This window comes from Hymenobacter saemangeumensis, assembly GCF_039541835.1.
GTDB classification, from domain to species: Bacteria; Bacteroidota; Bacteroidia; order Cytophagales; family Hymenobacteraceae; genus Hymenobacter; species Hymenobacter saemangeumensis.
The window spans coordinates 244,134-262,710 of the sequence record NZ_BAABGZ010000010.1; the positions used below are offsets into that span (position 1 = coordinate 244,134).

Genomic DNA, 18,577 nt, shown 5'->3' on the forward strand with positions numbered 1-18,577 from the left:
TTGCTCTTTTCCAAACACATTCGCACGCTGGAACCCATTTTTCGGAATGGGCAGCTTTGGCGTGGGGTGCTGGTACCGGGAAGTGCGCTAACTAATCGAATCCGATGAAGACGCGCGACCAGGAATACCGGGAAATGTTTATGGCGGAGGCCCTGGAGTACTATGACTCCATGAGCCGCCACCTCAGCGAGCTCGAGCGTAACCCCAGCGAGGGGCCTGCGCTTAACGAGCTGTTTCGCCTGATGCATAACCTCAAGGCCAACGCCCGGGCCATGGGATTTACCGACCTGGGCGAGGTGGCACACCACCTCGAAACCCTGTTTGGCTTGATTCGCAGCGGCGAACGCACCTTCTCCGGGCCGCTGGTGCGCGTCGTGTTTCAGGGCGTAGATGCCTTGGGGAACATGATTCGCGCCGTTGGCGCCAGCCAGGAAATGCCAAGCGCGGGCGAGCTGCTCGGCAACCTCGACCGCCTCGTGCGGGGGGAAGCTCCGGTTCTGGCCGAGGCCGAGGAGCCCGAAACCGACGAGGAAGCCAACCGCAAGCTGGAGCTTTCGGACCTGGTTTACATTCAGGTGAAAAAGCTCGACAACCTGCTCAACCTGGTGGGAGAGCTGGTAATCGACCGTGACCGCATCCTGACCCTGGCCCAGGAGCTGGACAACCCGGCGCTGCTCGCAACCGCCCAGCACCTGTTCCGCATCTCCGACGACCTGCAGTACAGCGTAATGGATGCCCGCCTGGTAGGAGTGGGGGTGTTGCTCAACAAGTTTCCGCGCGTAGTACGGGACGTGGCCTCGACCGAAAACAAAGAGGTAGAGCTTACCCTAAGCGGGCAGGACGTACAGATTGACCGCAACATCCTGCAGATTATTACCGATGCGCTGCTGCATCTGGTGCGTAATGCCGTCAGCCACGGTATTGAAACGCCGGAGGAGCGCCGTCAGGCGGGCAAGCCTGTACTTGGGCATTTGACCCTTTCGGCACTGACCGAGCGCGACGACGTGCTGATTCAGGTAAGCGACGACGGCCGGGGGATTAATACCGAAGCCGTACGGCGCAAAGCCATTGAGCGCGGCCTGACCACGGAGCGGGCCGCTGCCAGCCTGGATGAGAAAGCCATTTGGGCCTTTCTCTTCGAGCCGGGCTTCTCCATGGCGCAGCAGGTGACGGAAGTGTCCGGCCGCGGGGTTGGTCTCGATGTAGTAAAGCTGGCCCTGGATTCGCTCGGAGGCCAGCTGCGGGTAGAATCGGAGATGGGAAAAGGTACCACTTTTACCCTGGTGCTCCCCACTTCCATTGCCGTGAAAGGCGCCCTGCTGGTAGAGGTAGAAGAGCGGCCCTACGCTGTGCCACTCTTGCACACCGATACCGTGCTGGCCTTGCACCCCGGGCAAATCTCGGTGGTGGGCGGCGTGCTGGTGACCCACTTTCAGGAGCAGGCGGTGCCCATTGTGCCCTTGCGCTTGCTGCTGCACGACGAAGGCAATGAGCCTTTCCCGCTCGCATCGAAAGATGACCTGCACGGCCCGCAGCATGTATTGGTAGTAAACTACAACAACCGGCGGCTTGGCCTGCTGGTCGACCGATTTCAGCGTCAGCAGAACATCGTGATTAAGCCGTTGAGCAAGCCGCTCGACAGCATTGACCTTTTTGGCGGCGTTACGCTTCTGGGCAGCGGGCAGGTATGCCTGGTTCTCGACGTTCCCGCGCTTACCCGCTTGTTTATCAATAAGCGCCCTTAATTTTCGTTTCTTTTCACCCCGACGCTTCGCCGCTGCCTTCCCCCTATCTTTGCCGTTATGGATTTATCGATGACCGATTTGGAGCGCGACATTATCCGCGAGATTTTAAACATCGGCCTTGCCCGTGCGGCCGACTCTTTTGCCGTCATCGCTCAAGAGAAGGTATTGCTCGAAGTTCCCAACATTGACTTGCTCATGAGCGAGAATATCCTGCGCAAGGTGCGGGAATACCAGTCCCGTCATGTCGCCATTCAGTCGGATATCCGGGGTGATTTCAACGGAACCACGCTCATGTTCTTTTCCGGGCAGCACGTGCAACGCCTTTCCCGGGTATGCCTGCGCATGCAAACCGAAGAAACGCTGCAGCTGAACGAGCTGCAGGAGTCGCTGCTTCTCGAAATCAGCAACATCATTACCGGGGCCCTGGTGACGCAGCTGGCCAATATTCTCAAGGCCAACATCTACGGCGCACCGCCCACCGCACCCGGAGGCGATATTGCGGATACGATTCAAAGCCTGATGCCGCAACAGCAGATGCAGCCGCTGATTTTCTCGGTTATCACGCAGTTTTCCGACAAAGACAACTCCGTGGAGCTGCCGCTGATGCTGTTCTTCGACCGGGTTACTTTCGCCAAGATTCTGGAGATTATTCGCAGCTACGACTTCCTGGGCAGCCATACGGCCGCCGGCTAGCCGCGAAAGTGACGATGCCGGGCTTCCCTGCTTTTCCTGCTTAACTACAAAGGGCTGTTGCGTCAGGTGCCGACGTAGCAGCCCTTTGCCCTTTCCCTTTCTTTCACTTAGCTCCTTACCCCCGATGCCAACTAACTCCTCAGCCGCCTTGGCTAAAAAGATTGCCAGCTTCGACCCCAACGCACCCGGCGACGCAGCCGGTGGCCTGTTTGGCCTGCCCTTCACCCCGGAAGAAGCCCAGGTGGTGGTAGTGCCCGTGCCGTGGGAAGTTACCGTAAGCTACCGCGCCGGCACGGCCCAGGGGCCAGCCGCCATTCACGAAGCCTCCCTGCAGGTAGACCTCTACGACCCCGACCTGCCCGATGCCTGGAAGCTGGGCCTGGCCATGGAGGAAGAAGACGAAACCATTGCCAACCTGAGCCGGCAGCTGCGCCCCCTGGCTTCGGATTACATTAAATGGCTGGAAGCCGGGCAGCCGGAAGCCGGCCTGGGCAAGCACAGTGGCGTGCCTGCGAAAGTCACCACCGAAGGAACCAAGCTGCTGAAGTGGCTAAAGGACAAAACCGGCGCCCTGCTCGACCAGGGCAAGGCCGTGGCCGTGCTGGGCGGCGACCACAGCACGCCCCTGGGCTTTATGCACGCCCTGGCCGAGCGACACGAAGAATTCGCTATCCTGCAGATTGACGCGCATTGCGACCTGCGCCCGGCCTACGAGGGCTTCCAATATTCGCACGCCAGCATCATGACCAATGCCCTGCAGCTGCCGCAGGTGAAGAAGCTGGTGCAGGTAGGAATCCGCGATATGAGCGAGCAGGAAGCCGAGGTTATTCACACTTCCAATGGCCGCGTGGCCCTGTTCCACCAGCGCTTCCTGAGCGAGGAGAAGTTTGGCAAGAAGTCGTGGAAGAAGGTCTGCGGCAAAATCATAGCCCAGCTGCCGCCCAAGGTGTACATCAGCTTCGATATTGACGGGCTGGACCCCAAGCTTTGCCCCGGCACCGGCACCCCCGTACCCGGTGGGCTGGAGTTTGAGGAAGCCACTTACCTAATTCGCTCCATCGTGCGGGCCGGCATCCAGATTATTGGCTGCGACCTGAACGAGGTGGCGCCCGGCGACACCGAGTGGAACGGCATTGTGGGCGCCCGCCTCTTGTACCAACTTTGCAACTGGATGGCCGTATCCCAGGGAAAACTGGTGGCCAAGGGCATGGCCGATTAAGACAATTTCCTCTTTAGCTTTCAACCATGATAAGCTTCATCCTCAAATTCATTCTCACGGCCGTGCTGGTGTACGGCCTGAGCACGGTGCTGCCCGGCGTGCAGCTGGGCGGCATTGGTAGCGCAGCCATCCTGGTAATTGTGTTGGGTTTGCTCAATGCCATTGTGAAGCCCATCCTCAAGATTATCGGCTTCCCAATTACCGTTGTCACCCTGGGGCTTTTCCTGCTGGTCATCAACGTCATCATCGTGAAGCTAGCCGACTGGCTGATGAGCAGCTTCGATGTGCATGGGTTTCTCAACGCCCTGCTGTTTAGCCTGGCCCTGGCAGTAGTGAATGCCGTGGTAGACCTGATTTTTGATTAAAGCCGTTTATAGCTTACCAATGAAAAGGCCTTCCGCTATCCAGCGGAAGGCCTTTTCATTGGTTGCTTTGATAGAAGAGGCAAGGTTTAAACCAGTGCTGGCGCTAAGCTCGGGCAGCTTTCAGGTTGCGCCGCCAGCGGCGCAGGGCCCAGAGCCCGGCCATACCAAGCAGCAGCAGCGGCCAGATGGAAATCATGCCAATGAACAGCCCGGTCAGCAGCGTCCAGCCGTTGTAGAAGGCTTCGACCACCCGGCTGCCCAGCGACACGATGGGCGCGTCGGGGGTAGGGCGGGCCAGGGGCTGGTAGCAGGTGAGGGTGATGGTGGAGTAAGCAACCTCATCGTTCAACGTTTTTAACCGGCTTTCGGTACTTTCAATTTCCTCGCGCACTTCCCCGATTTTCTCTTCAATGTCGAGGATATCCTGGATTTTACGGGCCTGGCCCAGCAGGGCCACGTAGCGCTGCTCCACGGCCCGCTTGGTGCGCAGCCGGGCCGATACATCGGCGTGCTGGGCTGTAACGTCGTCAGTCGTAAGCTTCTTGCTCTCGACGGTGCCAAGCCGGCCGATTGCAGCCAGCATGGACTCGAAGCCCCCGGGACGCACCCGAATGGTCATTTCCTGCCTCCATTCGTTGCTGTCGTCGTCGCGGGTTTCCTCGGCGGCGCTTACATAGCCGCCCTTGCGACGTACCAGGCTATCTATGTGAGCAGTAGCTTGAGCCAGGCCAGCTACCTTGAGGCGCAGCTCGGCGTGGTAGATGAGCAGGCGTGGAGCTGCAGGTGGGCGCTGGGCCGGAGCAGAAGGCGCTGCGCCGGCCCCTGCAGTGATTGGAGCGGCGGCTACCTCTTCTAAGTCCTGCGCACCGGGAAGTTCCCGGGTTACTTCCTCCTCTTTTTTTACAACTACCGGCGGCGTAAAGCGAACGGCAGCCGTAGCCGGTGCGGTCATTGTCGCCATTTGCTTGTCCTGGCTACAGGCGGTCAGGCAAGTCAGGAGCACCAGGAAATAGGCGAGCTTATTCATGATAGTTACCAGTAAAAGTTCGGAGTTGAGAGCCCCTTTTATGCTAACGACCAGAAGGAAGGGTCTCGTATAAGGCCACAAAAAAACTCCCGGCGGCTGGCCGGGAGTTTTAGTTTTTAATCAGATAGAGGGAGCTACACCCGCCGGATATCCGCGCCCAACGCGTTCAAACGCTGGTCGATGTACTGGTAGCCGCGGTCAATCTGCTCGATGTTGAGGATGCGGCTGCTGCCCTCGGCCGAGAGGGCAGCGATGAGCAGGGCCACGCCGGCGCGGATGTCGGGCGAGGTCATGGTGATGCCGTGCAGCTGCTTCTGCTGGTTGAGGCCGATAACGGTAGCGCGGTGCGGGTCGCAGAGGATAATCTGGGCGCCCATGTCGATGAGCTTGTCGACGAAGAACAGGCGGCTCTCAAACATCTTCTGATGAATGAGCACCGTGCCCTTGGCCTGGGTGGCCACTACCAGCACGATGCTGAGCAGGTCGGGGGTAAAGCCGGGCCAGGTGTGGTCGGAGATGGTAAGGATGGAGCCGTCGAGGTAGGTGCTGATTTCGTAGCTGTCCTGGGCCGGAATGTGAATGTCGTCGCCGCGGAACTCGAGCCGGATGCCCAGCTTGCGGAAGGTATCGGGGATGAGGCCCAGCTCGGGAATCTGGCAGTCTTTGATGGTGATTTCGGAGCCCGTCATGGCCGCCAGGCCGATGAAGGAGCCGATTTCAATCATGTCGGGCAGCATGCGGTGTTCGGTGCCGCCCAGGCTGTCCACGCCCTCAATTACCAGCAGGTTGGAGCCGGTGCCGGTGATGTTGGCGCCCATGCGGATGAGCATGCGGCAAAGTTGCTGCAGGTAAGGCTCGCAGGCGGCGTTGTAGATGGTGGTGGTGCCTTCGGCCAGCACGGCGGCCATCAGGATGTTGGCCGTGCCGGTTACTGAGGCTTCATCGAGCAGCATGTAGGTGCCGCGCAGCTTGCCCTCGGCTTTGATGCGGTAGAAGTCGGTGCCTTCGAGGGTGAGCTTGCCGCCCAGCTTTTCCAGGCCCAGGAAGTGGGTGTCCATGGGGCGGCGGCCAATTTTGTCGCCGCCGGGCTTGGGCAGCTGGCAGCGGCCGTAGCGGCCCAGCATGGGGCCCAGAATCATGACGGAGCCGCGCAGGGACCCGGCCTGGGCAATAAACTCAGGCGTGTCGAGGTAGTCGAGGTTTACTTCGTCGGCCTGGAAGGTGTAGGTATCGGGGGCCAGCTTTTCCACTTTCACGCCCATGTCGCGCAGCAGCTCGATGAGCTTGTTGACGTCGCGGATGTCGGGGATATTGCTGATGGTAACAAGCTCAGGCGTGAGCAGCACGGCGCAGAGAATCTGCAGCGCTTCGTTTTTGGCGCCCTGGGGCGTGATTTCGCCGCGCAGCTTGCGCCCGCCGCGTACTTCGAAAGAAGACATTGTATTTAGGTGTTGTTAGTTGTCAGTTGTCAGTTGTTAGTTGTCGGTTGTCAGTATGTTCTAATGGATTGTCAGGGTAATTCTGACAACTGACAACTAACAACTGACAACCAAACCCGGCTACTGCGGAGGCTGCTGGGGCTCGGGCCCGCGGCCGCCTTTTTTGCGCTTTTTGCCGCCTTTGCGGTCGCGGCCGTCGCGGCTGCCTTCCCGGTTGCCCTCGCGGCGGTCGCGCTGCTGGGTGGGCTGGGGCACGATGAAGGCCGGGGTGCGGCCGCTGTTGGGCATCTCAAACAGGTTCTGGCTTTCCACCTGGGCGGGGTCGAGGCGGAGCTGGCCGCCGGAGAGCTCGCCGAGGTGGCGCAGGATGGTCACGTCCTTGGCGTTTTCCTTGTTGTGCTGGCGGTAGAGGAACTTCATGGTGCGGCCAATCTGAATGGTGGCCTGCTCGCGCTCGGTTTCATCTTCCAGGGTAAGGGCCTTGGCAATGAGTGCTTCTACGGCGCTGCCGTAGGCCCGCAGCTTGGGGCCGCGCGTGGGGTAGGGCACCCGGCCGGGCTTTTCCGTACGCAGCGAGAAGCTTTTCAGGGGCACGGGAGCTTCCAGGGATACGTCTTCGCCCAGCAGCACGTGCAGGTGGTTCCAGAGCTTGGTTTGCACCTCGGTTTGCTCGCGCAGGCTGGGCTGCAGGCGCAGCATGAGCTGAATGATGAGGCCAGCCCGCTTGCTGCGCTCGGCTACGTCTTCGATGTCGCGCAAACCCAGGATAAGCTGGTAGGTGCTGTGCCCGTATTCGCGCACCAGCAGCTGCTGGTGAAAGGGCAGGGAGGTGATGTCGGTCATATAATCAAGGGGAGGAAGCTGCTGGGAGCTGTCATCCGGGGGCTAAAGATACTGTGTGGCCTACGCTGAACCACAGGCTACGACAAATTGCAGGCGCAGGCGGGCCTGCTCAGGCCGACACAGGGGCACAGCGTGGCCTGGAAGACACCTCGGATGGAGCCATGGTGTACTGGGGAGCCGCTACCACTTGTCCTTCTGCACGAACCTTGGGCGCGGACTCGCAGAGCCCGCACTACAGCACGCGCAGCTTGGCGAAGCTGAGCAGCAGCACTTTCTCGCCCACTTCCTCAAACTGGATGGTGGCCTTGGTGGTGCCCTGCTGGTTTTCGAGCTGGCTCACGGTGCCGTAGCCGAACTTGGGGTGCTCTACGCGCTGCCCGGTCTGGAGGTTGGACGTGTCGGAGGGCTTGAAGTCGGCTGGGGCCACGTACTTGGTGGCGGCGAGCTTACGCGGCGGGGTGGCCACCAGGTTGGAGCGGCGCTCGAATACGTGCTGGAAGGGCGACTCGCCGCTGCCGGGCCCGGTGGGCGGGGCAAACTTGAAGTTGATGTACTGCGGGTCGATTTCGTCGAGGAAGCGGCTCTTCTCGCAGCTGCGCAGGTTGCCCCACTGGTAGCGGGAGGTGGCGTAGGAGAGGGTCAGCTTCTTTTCGGCCCGGGTAATGGCCACGTAGAACAGGCGGCGCTCTTCTTCCAGGTCGGCCCGCGAGGTTATCATCATCTGGCTGGGGAAGAGGTTTTCCTCCATGCCCACGATGTACACGTTGCGGAACTCCAGGCCCTTGGCCGAGTGGATGGTCATCAGCGTCACCGCTTCGCCATCCTGCTGGGCATCTTTCACGTCGGAGTCCGTCACTAGTGCAATGTCCTGCAGGAAGGCCGCAAGCCCCTTATCCTCCCGCTCGGGGTCGTCGACATACTCCTTGATGCCGTTGAGCAGCTCCTGGATGTTTTCATAGCGCGACAGGCCCTCAATGCTCTTGTCGGCATACAATTCCTCCAGCATGCCCGAGTTCTTGGCGATGAACTTGGCAGCCTCGAAGGCGTCTTCCTTCTGGGCCACCACCATGTAGCTCTTGATTTTCTCGGCAAAGCCTACCACGGGGTTGGCCACGCGGGCTGGCATGAACTGGTCGGCGTTGGCCACCACTTCCCAGAGGGTGTGGTTGGCTTCGTCGGCCGTGGTGATGAGCTTGCTGATGGTGGTGTCGCCGATGCCGCGCTTGGGGTAGTTGATGACGCGGCGCAGGGCCTGCTCGTCGTTCTGGTTTACAGTCAGGCGCAGGTAGGCCACCAGGTCCTTGATTTCCTTGCGCTGGTAGAAGCTCAGGCCGCCCACAATCTTGTACTTGATGTTGAGCTTGCGCAGGGCTTCTTCCATGGCCCGGCTCTGGGCGTTGGTGCGGTAGAGGATGGCGAAGTTGTCGTAGGACAGATGCTGGTTCATCTTGTCCTCGTAGATGGAGTTGGCCACCAGCTTGCCTTCCTCGTTGTCGGAAGCGGCCTTAATCACCTCAATCAGGGTGCCGTCCTCGTTTTCGGAGAACACGCTTTTGCGCAGCTGGGCTTGGTTGTTCTTAATAACGGAGTTGGCCGCCCACACGATGTTCTTGGTGGAGCGGTAGTTTTGCTCCAGCTTGAACACCTTGAGCTCGGGGTAGTCTTTCTCGAAGTTGAGAATGTTGGAGATGTCGGCCCCGCGGAAGGCGTAGATGCTCTGGGCGTCGTCGCCCACCACGCAGATGTTGCGCTCCTTGGCCGCCAGCTTGCGCGTGATGAGGTACTGCGAGTAGTTGGTGTCCTGGTACTCGTCCACCATCACGAAGCGGAACAGGTTCTGGTACTTGTTCAGCACGTCGGCGTGCTCCTTGAACAGCACGTTGGTGTTGAAGAGCAGGTCGTCGAAGTCCATGGCGCCGGCCTTGAAGCAGCGCATCTGGTACTGCTGGTAGAGCACCCCGATTTTAGGACGCAGCGCTGCCTCGTCGTCGGCCTTGATGGCCGGGTCGTGCAGGTACTGGTTCACCGAAATCAGCTTGTTTTTGGCGGCCGAAATGCGCCCCAGCACCAGGCTGGGCTTGTAGAGCTTGTCGTCGAGCTCCAGCTCCTTCACAATCTGCCCAATCAGCGTTTTGGAGTCCTGGGTGTCGTAAATGGTAAAGGAGCGGGGGTAGCCAATCTTGTCGGCCTCCGAGCGCAGGATTTTGGCGAAAACCGAGTGGAAGGTGCCCATCCACAGGTTGCGGGCGTTGGGGCCCACAACTTTCTCTACGCGGGCGCGCATCTCCTTGGCGGCCTTGTTGGTGAAGGTGAGGGCCAGGATGTTGAACGGGTCGACGCCCTGCTCGATGAGGTGGGCAATGCGGTAAGTCAGCACCCGGGTTTTGCCCGAGCCGGCGCCGGCGATAATCATGCAGGGGCCTTCGGTCTGCATCACTGCGCCGGCCTGCGAGGGGTTTAGAAGGGAAAGATAGTCGAGAGCCATCAGCTGAGAGAATGCGGTTGCGGGAACCGGGGCCCCACCCCCGGCCCCTCCCCGGTAGGGAGGGGAGCCAGGCGTAGAAGTGAGGCGTGGTAGGGAAGCAATTGACGCCGTTTAGGCGGTTCAACAAAGATACGGCCTCCCGGGTGCGGTCGGAAAGGAATTTTCCCGGGTAGGGCCGGGGTTATCTTTGCACTATGATTATCATCCAGCAAACGGTTATCTCCGACGACATCGCCGACAACTTCTTTGTCTGCAACCTTGAGGCCTGCAAGGGCGCCTGCTGCGTGGAAGGCGACCTGGGCGCCCCGCTCGAAGAAGCCGAGCTGCGCATTCTGGAGCAGGAATACCCGGCCATTGAGCCTTACCTGACCGAGGCCGGCCGGGCCGCCATCAGGGAGCAGGGCCTGTACATCAAGGACTGGGAAGACGACTACAGCACCACCACCATCAACGACAAGGAATGCGCCTATGCGCTCTACGACGAGCGCGGCATTCTCAAGTGTGGCATCGAGCAGGCTTACCTGGCCGGGGCCACCACCTTCAAAAAGCCCATCAGCTGCCACCTTTACCCGATTCGCATCACCAAGTACGAAGAGTTCGACGCCCTCAACTACGACCGGTGGGGCATCTGCAACCCGGCCTGCTCGTTCGGCGGCTCGCTGGGTGTAAAAGTGTACCAGTTCCTGAAGGAGCCGCTGATTCGCAAGTACGGCGAGGCCTGGTACGGCGAGCTGGTAAAGGAAATAGAAGCACCAACGGCCTAGCCGCTGCACGAAGCTACTGGGCGCCGGTGCGGGGCGAGCCGCTGCGCAGGGTGCCCAGCCGGGCCGGCACCAGGGCCAGGCGCAGGGAGTCGCCGCGCCAGCTCCCGGCGATGTGAAGCGAGTCACCCCGGCCGGGGCGGCGGTATTGCCAGGTGCGGGCCGGGAGAAACTCGTTGCGCTCGTTGCGGGGCAGCATATCGGCCGTGCTGGCCGCGCTGTCGACGTAGCACATAAACCGGTCGCGGTAGAACTCGTTGCGCAGCACGGCCTGCCCGGCCTGGAAGTACAGCCGGCGCGGGTAGAGGGAATCGGTGGGGGGCAGGCGCTGCCAGCTGCCGTTGCGCCAGCGCTCGGCCCGCATTGGCTGCCACACCCCTGTAATTGGAGTAGGCTGCTGGGAGCCGGCCTGCTCGCGAATTCCCTGGAAATCCCCCATAAACGCCAGTAGCATCAGGCCCAGCACGCCCAGGGTAAGGCCGCGGTAGAGGCGGCGGCCACGGCGGGTTTCAAACCAGTCGGTAGCCACCCGCCGGGAAGGCACCGGCTGGTTTCCGATAAAGAAGTACCAAAGCCGGCCCGTGTCCTGCAGCAGGATGAGCAGCGCAGCAGCCAGGTACAAGCCCGACATAAGCTTGACGGACACATCGAAAAAGAGGTTGATGGCAAAGACGTTACCCATCACCACGAGCATGAGCAGGGCGCCGAGGGTGGCTGTGCGACGGGGCAGCAGCAGCAGGGAGGCCACTACTTCGGCCCAGCCCAGAAACTGCTGGTAGGGGCGGGAGTAGCCAAAAAACTGCCAGGCCACCCGCATGGGCGACAAGTCAGCGGGCGGGGTGTCGAGGTTGGCCCAGAGCTGAGGAAACTGCGCGGCGTACACTTTAACCAGGCCGTAGCCCAGCACTATGAACGCCAGATAGAAGCGCAGCAAGTCCACTGCTACGGCGCCAAAGGCCCGGCCCCGGCCCAGCCGCAGCTGCGCGGCGGCCACCACTGCCCCGGCAACGCCACCCACCAGGGCCCCCAGGCCAGCCATTACAAAATCAGCAGGTGCATCGCCGGAGCTGCTGGCCGTGCGTGCCAGCTCCTGCCAGAGGCCCGCGCTGGCACCCAGCGGGTACAGCACCGGGCCCAGCAAGGCACCGATGAGTGCGGAGGCGGCCACTGCATTCAACGCAGCCGCGGCCGGGGAGGGCGGGGGTAGCAGCTTATTCATAAGCCGAAAATAAACGGCTACCAGCATATATGCCTGCCCGGTTGTAGCCCACGGTAAGCCCGGCATTGAGAGCAGTGCTACTCTTGAATGTAAAGAAAAAGGCCGGCTAAGCAGCCGGCCTTTTTGAGCTTGCAGGGGGTGACTACTATTCCTCGTTCACCACAATCTTCTCGATTTCGTCGTCGGCGCGAATCTGGTCGATAACGTCGACGCCTTCCACTACTTTGCCGAACACGGTGTGCACGCCGTCGAGGTGGGAGGTCTGGTCGCGCGAGTGTACAATGAAGAACTGGGAGCCGCCCGTGTTCTTGCCGGCGTGGGCCATGCTGAGGGCGCCGCGCTCGTGGTACTGCTTGCCGCCTTTGGTTTCGCAGTCGATTTTGTAGCCCGGGCCGCCGGTGCCGGGGCGGCCGGTAGCGCCGGCGCGGGTGTTGGGGCAGCCGCCCTGAATCACGAAGTTGGGGATGACGCGGTGGAATTTCAGGCCATCGTAGAAGCCTTTCTTGGCCAGGTCGGTGAAGTTTTTAACGGTATTGGGCGCGTCCTGCTCGTAGAACTCTACTTTCATGACGCCTTTCTTGGTGTGGATTTCTGCGGTTTTCATCAGGTGAAAAACAAAAAGTGGGAATTGGGCTTTGTTTTGCCGGCTCAAAGGTAGCAGCTTGCCTTACGGGAATAATCCGACAAGGTGGGCAGTACCGTAAAGCCTTTTCACAACACCAACCTTTTTTTAACCTACTCACCCCCGTGAAAAAACAGATTCTTTCTCTGGCCCTGGCAGTGGCTGTACCCTTGACCTTCGCCAGCTGCGGCAGCGACAACAGCGCCACTACCGAAACCGAAACCACGGCCACCAATAATGTAAACCCGGCCGATTCCATCGCCGCAGCTGCCGGCGACTCCGCCCGCATGGCCAAGCCAGAGGGCGTGATGGTGGACGGCGTGGCCATGACCGGCGATAAGAACATCGTGGAAAATGCCATGAACGCCAAGAGCGTCAGCACCCTGGTAGCCGCCGTCAAGCAAGCCGGGCTGGTGGAAACCCTGAGCGGCTCCGGTCCCTTCACTGTGTTTGCTCCCACCAATGCGGCCTTCGATAGGCTGCCCAAAGGAGCGGTAGCGGGCCTGATGAAGCCCGAAAGCAAAGAGAAGCTCAAAGGCGTGCTCACTTACCACGTCATCCCCAGCCGCCTGGTAGCCGCCGACCTGAAAGATGGGCAGCAGCTTACCACCGTGAACGGTGAAAAACTGACTATCAGCGTAAAAGATGGTAAGGTGATGGTGAGCAATGGCAAAGATGCCCCCGCCACGGTGCAAATCGCCGACGTTATTTCCTCCAACGGGGTCACCCACGTAATCGATGGCGTGGTGCTGCCGCTGGGGAAGTAATGAGGTGATGAGGTGAATGGCGTGTCATTGCGAGCACAGCGAAGCAATTTGTTCGGTTCTCAGCGCCCAGCCCACACATTAAAAAGCCCCAACGCCAGCGCTGGCATTGGGGCTTTTTAATGTGTGGGCATACCTGGTTTCCGGGTGCTAGAGGACGGATTGCTTCGCTGTGCTCGCAATGACACGCCATTCACCTTCTCACCCCATCACCCCATCACTTGCGATTGTCCTCCCCGGCCAGCATGCTTACGTAGCTGTCGTAGCGGGGCAGGGCAATGACACCCTTATCAACGGCTTCGCGCACGGCGCAGCCGGGCTCGTGGGTATGCTGGCAGTTGTGGTAGCGGCATTGGTTGAGCAGGGCGCGCATCTCGGGGAAATAGCCGGCCAGCTCCGCCGGTGGCAAGTCCACCAGGCCCAGCTCCTTGATGCCGGGCGTATCGATGATGAAAGTGCCGGGCCGCACGGGCAGCATCTCGGCAAATGTGGTAGTGTGCACGCCCTTGTCGGAGAACTCGCTTATTTCGGCGGTTTTCAGGTCCAGGTCGGGTATCAGGGCGTTGATAAGCGTGCTTTTTCCCACGCCCGAATGCCCGGAGAGCAGGCTCACCCTGCCATCGAGCAGGGCATCAATGGCGGGCACACCTTCTCCGGTATGAGCCGCGCAGGCCAGGCTGGGGTAGCCGATGCGGGCGTACATGTCCATAATCTGGGTCTGGTAGTCGGCCGTGTCCTCGTCGTACAAGTCAATCTTGTTGAAGAGCAGCGTCACGGGGATGTGGTAGGCCTCGGCCGTTACCAGAAACCGGTCAATAAAGCCGAATGACGTAGCCGGCGATACCAGCGTTACCACCAGCATGGCCTGGTCGATGTTGGCCGCTACTACGTGCACATGCCCGGTTTTGTGCACCGAGCGCCGCACGATGTAGTTACGGCGCGGCGCAATCTGGGAAATAACGCCGGCGCCCTCGGTCTGGTCTTCTACACCAAACTCCACCTGGTCGCCCACGGCCAGCGGGTTGCTGGCCTTCAGGCCCTTTATCTTGAACTTGCCCCGCAGCCGGCAGCGGTGCAGCTGGCCGGTGGACAGCTCGCGTACCACGTACCAGGAGCCAGTAGATTTTACAACGGTACCAGTCATTGGCTTCGAATTATGAATAACAGACAGTTAGATAGCGTACTGGAGCGAGTTAGGGGCGACAGGCTGGACATAACTCATAACTTATAACTCATAATTTCCCGCATAATGCGGGTGGTAGCGCCCGCCTGTCCGTGTACATAGTCGAGCATGGTATCCTGCAGGCGCAGGCGCAGGGCTTCGTCCTGCCAGAGGCGGGCAAAGGCTGTTTCAAGCTCGGCAGCGTTCTGCACCGGGAAAGCACAGCGCAGCTTTACCAAATCTACCGCTTCCTGAAACTTGCTATAGGTGGGCCCAAAGAACAGGGGCAGCCCAAAGGCCGCAGCTTCGAGGGTGTTGTGCAGGCCCTTGCCAAAGGCCCCGCCGATGTAGGCATACTTGCCAAAGCGGTACAGCTGGCTGAGCAAGCCAACGTTGTCGAAAAGGAGCACCCGGGCCTGAGCCACCGTAGCGGCCTGGGCCTGGGAGTAGCGCACCACCTGCCCGGGCAGGGCTTGTTCGACCAGCTGCAGGTTGGCTTCCGTGATTTCGTGGGGAGCAACCAGCACCCGTAGCTGCTGGTGGTAGCGTTGCAGCAGCGGCCGCAGCGCGGGCAGGTCTTCGGGCCAGCTGCTGCCCACCACCAGCACCGGTGCCTGGTCGGCCACAAAGGCTTCCACAATGGGAAGAGACCGGGGCGGCGTTGCTGCAGTAGCGGCCACCGTATCAAAACGGGTATCGCCGGCCACACTCACCTGCCCGATACCGATGCCGCGCAATAGCTGGGCAGAGTCTTCATTTTGGGTAAAGATGTGGGCAAAGCTGGCCAGAATGCGGCGAAAAAATCCTCCCCAGGGTTTGAAAAACACCTGTTCAGGGCGAAAAATGGCCGACACGACAATGGATGGAATACCTCGGCCCCGCATCTGCGCGAGGAAGTGGTACCAGAACTCGTATTTTACAAATACTGCGAGCCGGGGCTGCACCGCGTTCAGAAAAGCCCGGGCGTTGCGGCGGCTATCCAGGGGAAGGTAGAAGATGTAGTCGGCCCCGGGCCAGCTTTTGCGTATTTCGTAGCCGGAGGGCGAGAAAAACGTCAACACGATTTTGGTGCCGGGGTATGCCTGGCGGTAGGCCTCAATCAGCGGCCGGCCCTGCTCAAACTCACCCAGCGAGGCGCAGTGAAACCACACCCGCGGTGCCGGGTCGGCCGCCAACGCCTGGCGGATGTGAGCCAGCAGCCCACGGCGGCCTGCCACCCACGCTGCCGCTTTGGGCACAAAGGGAGCCAGCAGCTGCAGCAACAGCGCGTAGGCATGCAGGGCAATATCGTAGAGGAATACCAAGATTGTCGCTTGTGCTTGGGCTTATAGCCGTCAGTCCTTAAATCTGTTCCGGCGTCCAGTCGGCCGGGCAGGCCTCGCCGTTCTTTTCCAGGTACTGCAGCACGTCCACCACCCGCAGCGTTTCGCTGATGCTGCGGGCCAGCAGCCGGTCGTTTACGAGCTGGTGGCGCACGATGCCGTCGCGGTCAATCAAAAACAGGCCCCGGTAAGCCATGGGCGAGCCGATGTAAGTCATTTCGCCCTGCTCGTTGTAGTCGTAATGACCGCCCAGCACGTCGTAGTTGGCCGAAATGGTTTTGGACGCATCGGCTACCATGGGGTATTTCACGCCCATGATGCCGCCGCGGTCGCGGGGCTGCAGCTGCCAAGCCAGGTGGGTGTAGTGGGAGTCGGTGGAGCAAGCCACAATGGCCACGCCGCGCTTTTCAAACTCATCGAGGCGGTCCTGAAACGCCAGAATCTCGGTGGGGCACACCTGCGAGAAATCAGCCGGGTAGAAGAAAAACACCACATGCTTTTTGCCCAGGTAGCGGTCAAGTGAGAAGTCTTCTTCGGTTTTGCCATCGATAATGGCAGTGGCTTTAAAGGAAGGAGCGCGCTTGCCAACGAGTACGGCCATGTTCTGAGAATTAAAGATTAAAAATTATGAATTAAAAATTGAGGTGCTGGGCAGGTTATCAAACGCCTGGCTACCTGAGCGGCCAGACTTTTGATTGTCAATTTTTAATTGAAGGCGCCTACCGCCCCTTGAAGTCTGGTTTGCGCTTTTCTACGAAAGCGGCCATGCCTTCTTTCTGGTCTTCGGAAGCGAAGGTGAGGTAGAAGTTTTTCCGCTCGAAGTGCAGGCCTTCGTCGAGGTGGGTTTCGAAGGCCCGGTTTACGGATTCTTTCGCCAGGCGGGCAGCTACCGGGCTCATGGCAGCGATGCTGGCGGCCAGGCGGTAGGCTTCTTCCAGGTACTGGCCCACGGGCACCACGCGGTTTACCAGGCCCACGCGGTGGGCCTCCTGGGCCGGGATAAACTCGCCGGTCAACACCATTTCCATGGCTTTGGCTTTGCCCACGGCCCGGGTCAGGCGCTGCGTACCACCGGCGCCGGGCATGGTGCCGATTTTGATTTCCGGCTGCCCAAACTGGGCCGTCTCCGAGGCTACCAGCATATCGCAGGTCATGGCCAACTCGCAGCCGCCACCCAGGGCAAAGCCCGACACCGCCCCGATTAGCGGCTTTTTGAACTTGCGAATCTGGTCCCAGGTCGAGAACTGGTCGGTGATGAGCATGTCCACGGCCGTTTTGCCGGCCATCTGCTTGATGTCGGCCCCGGCCGCAAAGGCCCGCTCATTGCCCGTAATAATCACCACGCGTACTTCGTCGTCTTCGTCCAGCTGCTTGAGCGCATCGCGGATTTCACCCATCAGCTGCAGGTTGAGGGCATTGAGCTCCTTGGGTCGGTTGAGTTGAATGAGGGCAACGCCGGGACGGGCCTGGGGGCTGACGAGGATGAATTCCATAAGAGGGAGCGCGGACTTTCAGGCCGCGAATGAACAGTAGTTAATGATTCAAGCGAAAAGCAAGTAGCACAGACTAAAAGCCCGCACTACTTGCAGACAAACTGAAACGTGCTCCGCGTACGCTGCTCCAGCAAAAGCTTTTTGCCTTCCGTCAGCCGCGCCACACTGCTTGCGTCGTAGTTCTTGATGGTGAACAGGGTCAGCCCGGTGTTGTAGTACATGGTAAACTGTTCGCGCAGCAGCTCCAGCAGCCGGGCAATGCGCCGCTCCGAAAAGTCGGTGCACACCGAAAAGCTGATGGCCGAGTTCTGCATCACGTTTATCTTAAGCCGGGCCTGCGCCAGGGCACCGAAAATCACCTCCAGGTTTTCCTCGTTGATAAACGCGAAGTCCTTGCTCTCGAAGGAAACCAGGCACTGGTCGGTTTTGCGGATAAAAGCCGGCGCCAGCAGCGGGTGCTGGCATTCATGAATAATGGTGCCTTCAGCAGCCGGGTCCACAAACGACTTCACGCGCAGCGGAATCCTGCGGTCGGCCAGCGGCTTCAGGGTTTTGGGGTGAATAACCGACGCCCCGTAATACGCCATCTCAATGGTTTCGCGGTAGCTGATTTCGGGGTAGCGCACCGTATCTGCAAAGATTTTGGGGTCGGCATTCAACAGGCCGGCCACATCCTTCCAGATGGTTACCGATTCGGCCCGCAGGCAATAAGCGAAAATCGCCGCTGTGTAGTCGGACCCTTCGCGGCCCAGGGTAGTGGTTGCGCCCCCGGCGGTTCCGCCCAGAAAGCCTTGGGTTACTACCGGGCCAGTGGCCAGCAGGAGCGGCAAGGCTGCGCGCACGTTGCGTTCGGTGGTTGGCCAGTCGAGGCGGCCTTCCCGCCAGCTGTGGTCGGTTCGTATCAGCGGGCGGCAGTCTACCCACTGCGCCTCCAGGGCATGCGCCACAATGCGCGTGGCCAGCAGCTCGCCGTAGCTTACTATCTGGTCATACTGCCGGTCATAGTCGCCTTGCCCCACGGTAGCCAGGCGGTCGGCCAGCTCGGTGAGCAGCTCGGGCAGGGTAGGAGCCAGGGGCGTGCCGCTATCCGGCAGCTGCCGGGTGCTGATGGCCATGTCCAGCTCCGCGGCTACGCTCAGATGGAAATTTTGCAGCGCAGCCAACGGCAGGGCATAATCCAGCCCGTCGTATGCCAGCCCGAACAGCTCCTCCAGGGCATTGGTGGTCTTGCCCATGGCCGACACCACAATCAGCAAGGGACGGCCGCCAGCATGGTCAACTACAATGCTGCGCAGATTGCGGATAGCGGCCGCATCTTTCACCGATGCCCCGCCGAATTTGTAGACCTGCAGGTCAGTCAACTCACTCATAGGCCCCAAAAGTAGGCAGACCCGGTGGAAAGGCCTATTTTTTGACCT

Annotated in this window: 17 protein-coding genes; 6 read left to right on the plus strand and 11 right to left on the minus strand. The window is 60.3% G+C overall.

The genetic code is table 11. The features are described from left to right. Nucleotides 1-104: 104 nt before the first annotated feature. The 4 genes from ABD919_RS03835 (at nucleotide 105) to ABD919_RS03850 (ending at nucleotide 4,022) form a co-directional block, all read left to right on the plus strand. Nucleotides 105-1,745, plus strand: coding sequence for a chemotaxis protein CheA (locus ABD919_RS03835; protein ID WP_345233952.1), 1,641 nt, complete (start codon nucleotides 105-107; stop codon nucleotides 1,743-1,745). Between the two features lie 57 nt (nucleotides 1,746-1,802). Further along, a complete protein-coding gene (locus tag ABD919_RS03840) occupies nucleotides 1,803-2,438 on the plus strand; it encodes a chemotaxis protein CheC (RefSeq protein WP_345233953.1) in 636 nt (211 codons plus the stop codon). A gap of 124 nt (nucleotides 2,439-2,562) precedes the next feature. After that, complete coding sequence (locus tag ABD919_RS03845) at nucleotides 2,563-3,657, plus strand: agmatinase family protein (protein WP_345233956.1); 1,095 nt, start codon at nucleotides 2,563-2,565, stop codon at nucleotides 3,655-3,657. Between the two features lie 26 nt (nucleotides 3,658-3,683). After that, nucleotides 3,684-4,022: a phage holin family protein gene (locus tag ABD919_RS03850; RefSeq protein ID WP_345233958.1), complete on the plus strand. Its 339-nt coding sequence runs from the start codon at nucleotides 3,684-3,686 to the stop codon at nucleotides 4,020-4,022. A 103-nt stretch (nucleotides 4,023-4,125) separates the two neighbouring features. Here the strand turns inward: ABD919_RS03850 and ABD919_RS03855 are convergent, their stop codons facing one another. From ABD919_RS03855 to ABD919_RS03870, 4 genes are all read right to left on the minus strand, one after another. Continuing rightward, nucleotides 4,126-5,049: a DUF4349 domain-containing protein gene (locus tag ABD919_RS03855; RefSeq protein WP_345233960.1), complete on the minus strand. Its 924-nt coding sequence runs from the start codon at nucleotides 5,047-5,049 to the stop codon at nucleotides 4,126-4,128. Nucleotides 5,050-5,183: 134 nt separating this feature from the next. After that, complete coding sequence (murA, locus tag ABD919_RS03860; RefSeq protein WP_345233962.1) at nucleotides 5,184-6,488, minus strand: UDP-N-acetylglucosamine 1-carboxyvinyltransferase; 1,305 nt, start codon at nucleotides 6,486-6,488, stop codon at nucleotides 5,184-5,186. Nucleotides 6,489-6,608: 120 nt separating this feature from the next. Continuing rightward, nucleotides 6,609-7,331 (minus strand): DUF4290 domain-containing protein, encoded by a 723-nt coding sequence (locus tag ABD919_RS03865; protein ID WP_345233964.1) that lies wholly within the window; start codon nucleotides 7,329-7,331, stop codon nucleotides 6,609-6,611. A 232-nt stretch (nucleotides 7,332-7,563) separates the two neighbouring features. Further along, nucleotides 7,564-9,816 carry an ATP-dependent helicase gene (locus ABD919_RS03870; protein ID WP_345233966.1) on the minus strand — a complete coding sequence of 751 codons (2,253 nt, stop codon included), beginning with the start codon at nucleotides 9,814-9,816 and terminating at the stop codon, nucleotides 7,564-7,566. Between the two features lie 194 nt (nucleotides 9,817-10,010). Between ABD919_RS03870 and ABD919_RS03875 the strand changes: the two genes are divergently transcribed. Then, complete coding sequence (locus ABD919_RS03875) at nucleotides 10,011-10,580, plus strand: DUF3109 family protein (RefSeq protein ID WP_345233967.1); 570 nt, start codon at nucleotides 10,011-10,013, stop codon at nucleotides 10,578-10,580. Between the two features lie 13 nt (nucleotides 10,581-10,593). On the opposite strand, the gene ABD919_RS03880 is transcribed toward ABD919_RS03875, so the two are convergent. Further along, nucleotides 10,594-11,796 carry a hypothetical protein gene (locus ABD919_RS03880; protein ID WP_345233969.1) on the minus strand — a complete coding sequence of 401 codons (1,203 nt, stop codon included), beginning with the start codon at nucleotides 11,794-11,796 and terminating at the stop codon, nucleotides 10,594-10,596. Between the two features lie 145 nt (nucleotides 11,797-11,941). Beyond that, nucleotides 11,942-12,400: a peptidylprolyl isomerase gene (locus ABD919_RS03885; RefSeq protein ID WP_345233971.1), complete on the minus strand. Its 459-nt coding sequence runs from the start codon at nucleotides 12,398-12,400 to the stop codon at nucleotides 11,942-11,944. A 143-nt stretch (nucleotides 12,401-12,543) separates the two neighbouring features. On the opposite strand from ABD919_RS03885, the gene ABD919_RS03890 reads away from it, so the two are divergent. Next, on the plus strand, nucleotides 12,544-13,185 hold the full coding sequence (locus tag ABD919_RS03890) for a fasciclin domain-containing protein (RefSeq protein ID WP_345233973.1): 642 nt from the start codon (nucleotides 12,544-12,546) through the stop codon (nucleotides 13,183-13,185). Between the two features lie 214 nt (nucleotides 13,186-13,399). On the opposite strand, the gene rsgA is transcribed toward ABD919_RS03890, so the two are convergent. The 5 genes from rsgA to ABD919_RS03915 all read right to left on the minus strand — a co-directional run bounded on the left by rsgA (nucleotide 13,400) and on the right by ABD919_RS03915 (nucleotide 18,529). Next, the gene (rsgA, locus tag ABD919_RS03895; protein WP_345233975.1) at nucleotides 13,400-14,326 is read right to left on the minus strand and encodes a ribosome small subunit-dependent GTPase A; all 927 of its coding nucleotides are present in this window, start codon (nucleotides 14,324-14,326) and stop codon (nucleotides 13,400-13,402) included. Nucleotides 14,327-14,400: 74 nt separating this feature from the next. Next, entirely contained in the window at nucleotides 14,401-15,648 is a 1,248-nt protein-coding gene (locus ABD919_RS03900; protein ID WP_345233976.1) for a 3-deoxy-D-manno-octulosonic acid transferase, read from the minus strand. 37 nt (nucleotides 15,649-15,685) lie between these two features. Beyond that, nucleotides 15,686-16,267: a peroxiredoxin gene (locus ABD919_RS03905; protein WP_345233978.1), complete on the minus strand. Its 582-nt coding sequence runs from the start codon at nucleotides 16,265-16,267 to the stop codon at nucleotides 15,686-15,688. Nucleotides 16,268-16,385: 118 nt separating this feature from the next. Further along, nucleotides 16,386-17,159, minus strand: a complete 774-nt coding sequence (locus tag ABD919_RS03910; protein WP_345233980.1) for an enoyl-CoA hydratase-related protein — start codon at nucleotides 17,157-17,159, stop codon at nucleotides 16,386-16,388. 86 nt (nucleotides 17,160-17,245) lie between these two features. Beyond that, on the minus strand, nucleotides 17,246-18,529 hold the full coding sequence (locus ABD919_RS03915) for an aspartate kinase (protein WP_345233981.1): 1,284 nt from the start codon (nucleotides 18,527-18,529) through the stop codon (nucleotides 17,246-17,248). Nucleotides 18,530-18,577 lie beyond the last annotated feature (48 nt).

Excerpts from the sequence above, each read along its gene's own strand:
- ABD919_RS03885 (WP_345233971.1), bottom strand. The coding sequence starts at position 12,400 with ATGAAAACCGCAGAAATCCACACCAAGAAAGGCGTCATGAAAGTAGAG.
- ABD919_RS03840 (WP_345233953.1), top strand. The coding sequence starts at position 1,803 with ATGGATTTATCGATGACCGATTTGGAGCGCGACATTATCCGCGAGATT.
- murA (WP_345233962.1), bottom strand. The coding sequence starts at position 6,488 with ATGTCTTCTTTCGAAGTACGCGGCGGGCGCAAGCTGCGCGGCGAAATC.
- ABD919_RS03905 (WP_345233978.1), bottom strand. The coding sequence starts at position 16,267 with ATGGCCGTACTCGTTGGCAAGCGCGCTCCTTCCTTTAAAGCCACTGCC.
- ABD919_RS03855 (WP_345233960.1), bottom strand. The coding sequence starts at position 5,049 with ATGAATAAGCTCGCCTATTTCCTGGTGCTCCTGACTTGCCTGACCGCC.
- ABD919_RS03850 (WP_345233958.1), top strand. The coding sequence starts at position 3,684 with ATGATAAGCTTCATCCTCAAATTCATTCTCACGGCCGTGCTGGTGTAC.
- ABD919_RS03915 (WP_345233981.1), bottom strand. The coding sequence starts at position 18,529 with ATGAGTGAGTTGACTGACCTGCAGGTCTACAAATTCGGCGGGGCATCG.
- rsgA (WP_345233975.1), bottom strand. The coding sequence starts at position 14,326 with ATGACTGGTACCGTTGTAAAATCTACTGGCTCCTGGTACGTGGTACGC.
- ABD919_RS03875 (WP_345233967.1), top strand. The coding sequence starts at position 10,011 with ATGATTATCATCCAGCAAACGGTTATCTCCGACGACATCGCCGACAAC.
- ABD919_RS03910 (WP_345233980.1), bottom strand. The coding sequence starts at position 17,159 with ATGGAATTCATCCTCGTCAGCCCCCAGGCCCGTCCCGGCGTTGCCCTC.
- ABD919_RS03865 (WP_345233964.1), bottom strand. The coding sequence starts at position 7,331 with ATGACCGACATCACCTCCCTGCCCTTTCACCAGCAGCTGCTGGTGCGC.
- ABD919_RS03835 (WP_345233952.1), top strand. The coding sequence starts at position 105 with ATGAAGACGCGCGACCAGGAATACCGGGAAATGTTTATGGCGGAGGCC.
- ABD919_RS03870 (WP_345233966.1), bottom strand. The coding sequence starts at position 9,816 with ATGGCTCTCGACTATCTTTCCCTTCTAAACCCCTCGCAGGCCGGCGCA.
- ABD919_RS03880 (WP_345233969.1), bottom strand. The coding sequence starts at position 11,796 with ATGAATAAGCTGCTACCCCCGCCCTCCCCGGCCGCGGCTGCGTTGAAT.
- ABD919_RS03845 (WP_345233956.1), top strand. The coding sequence starts at position 2,563 with ATGCCAACTAACTCCTCAGCCGCCTTGGCTAAAAAGATTGCCAGCTTC.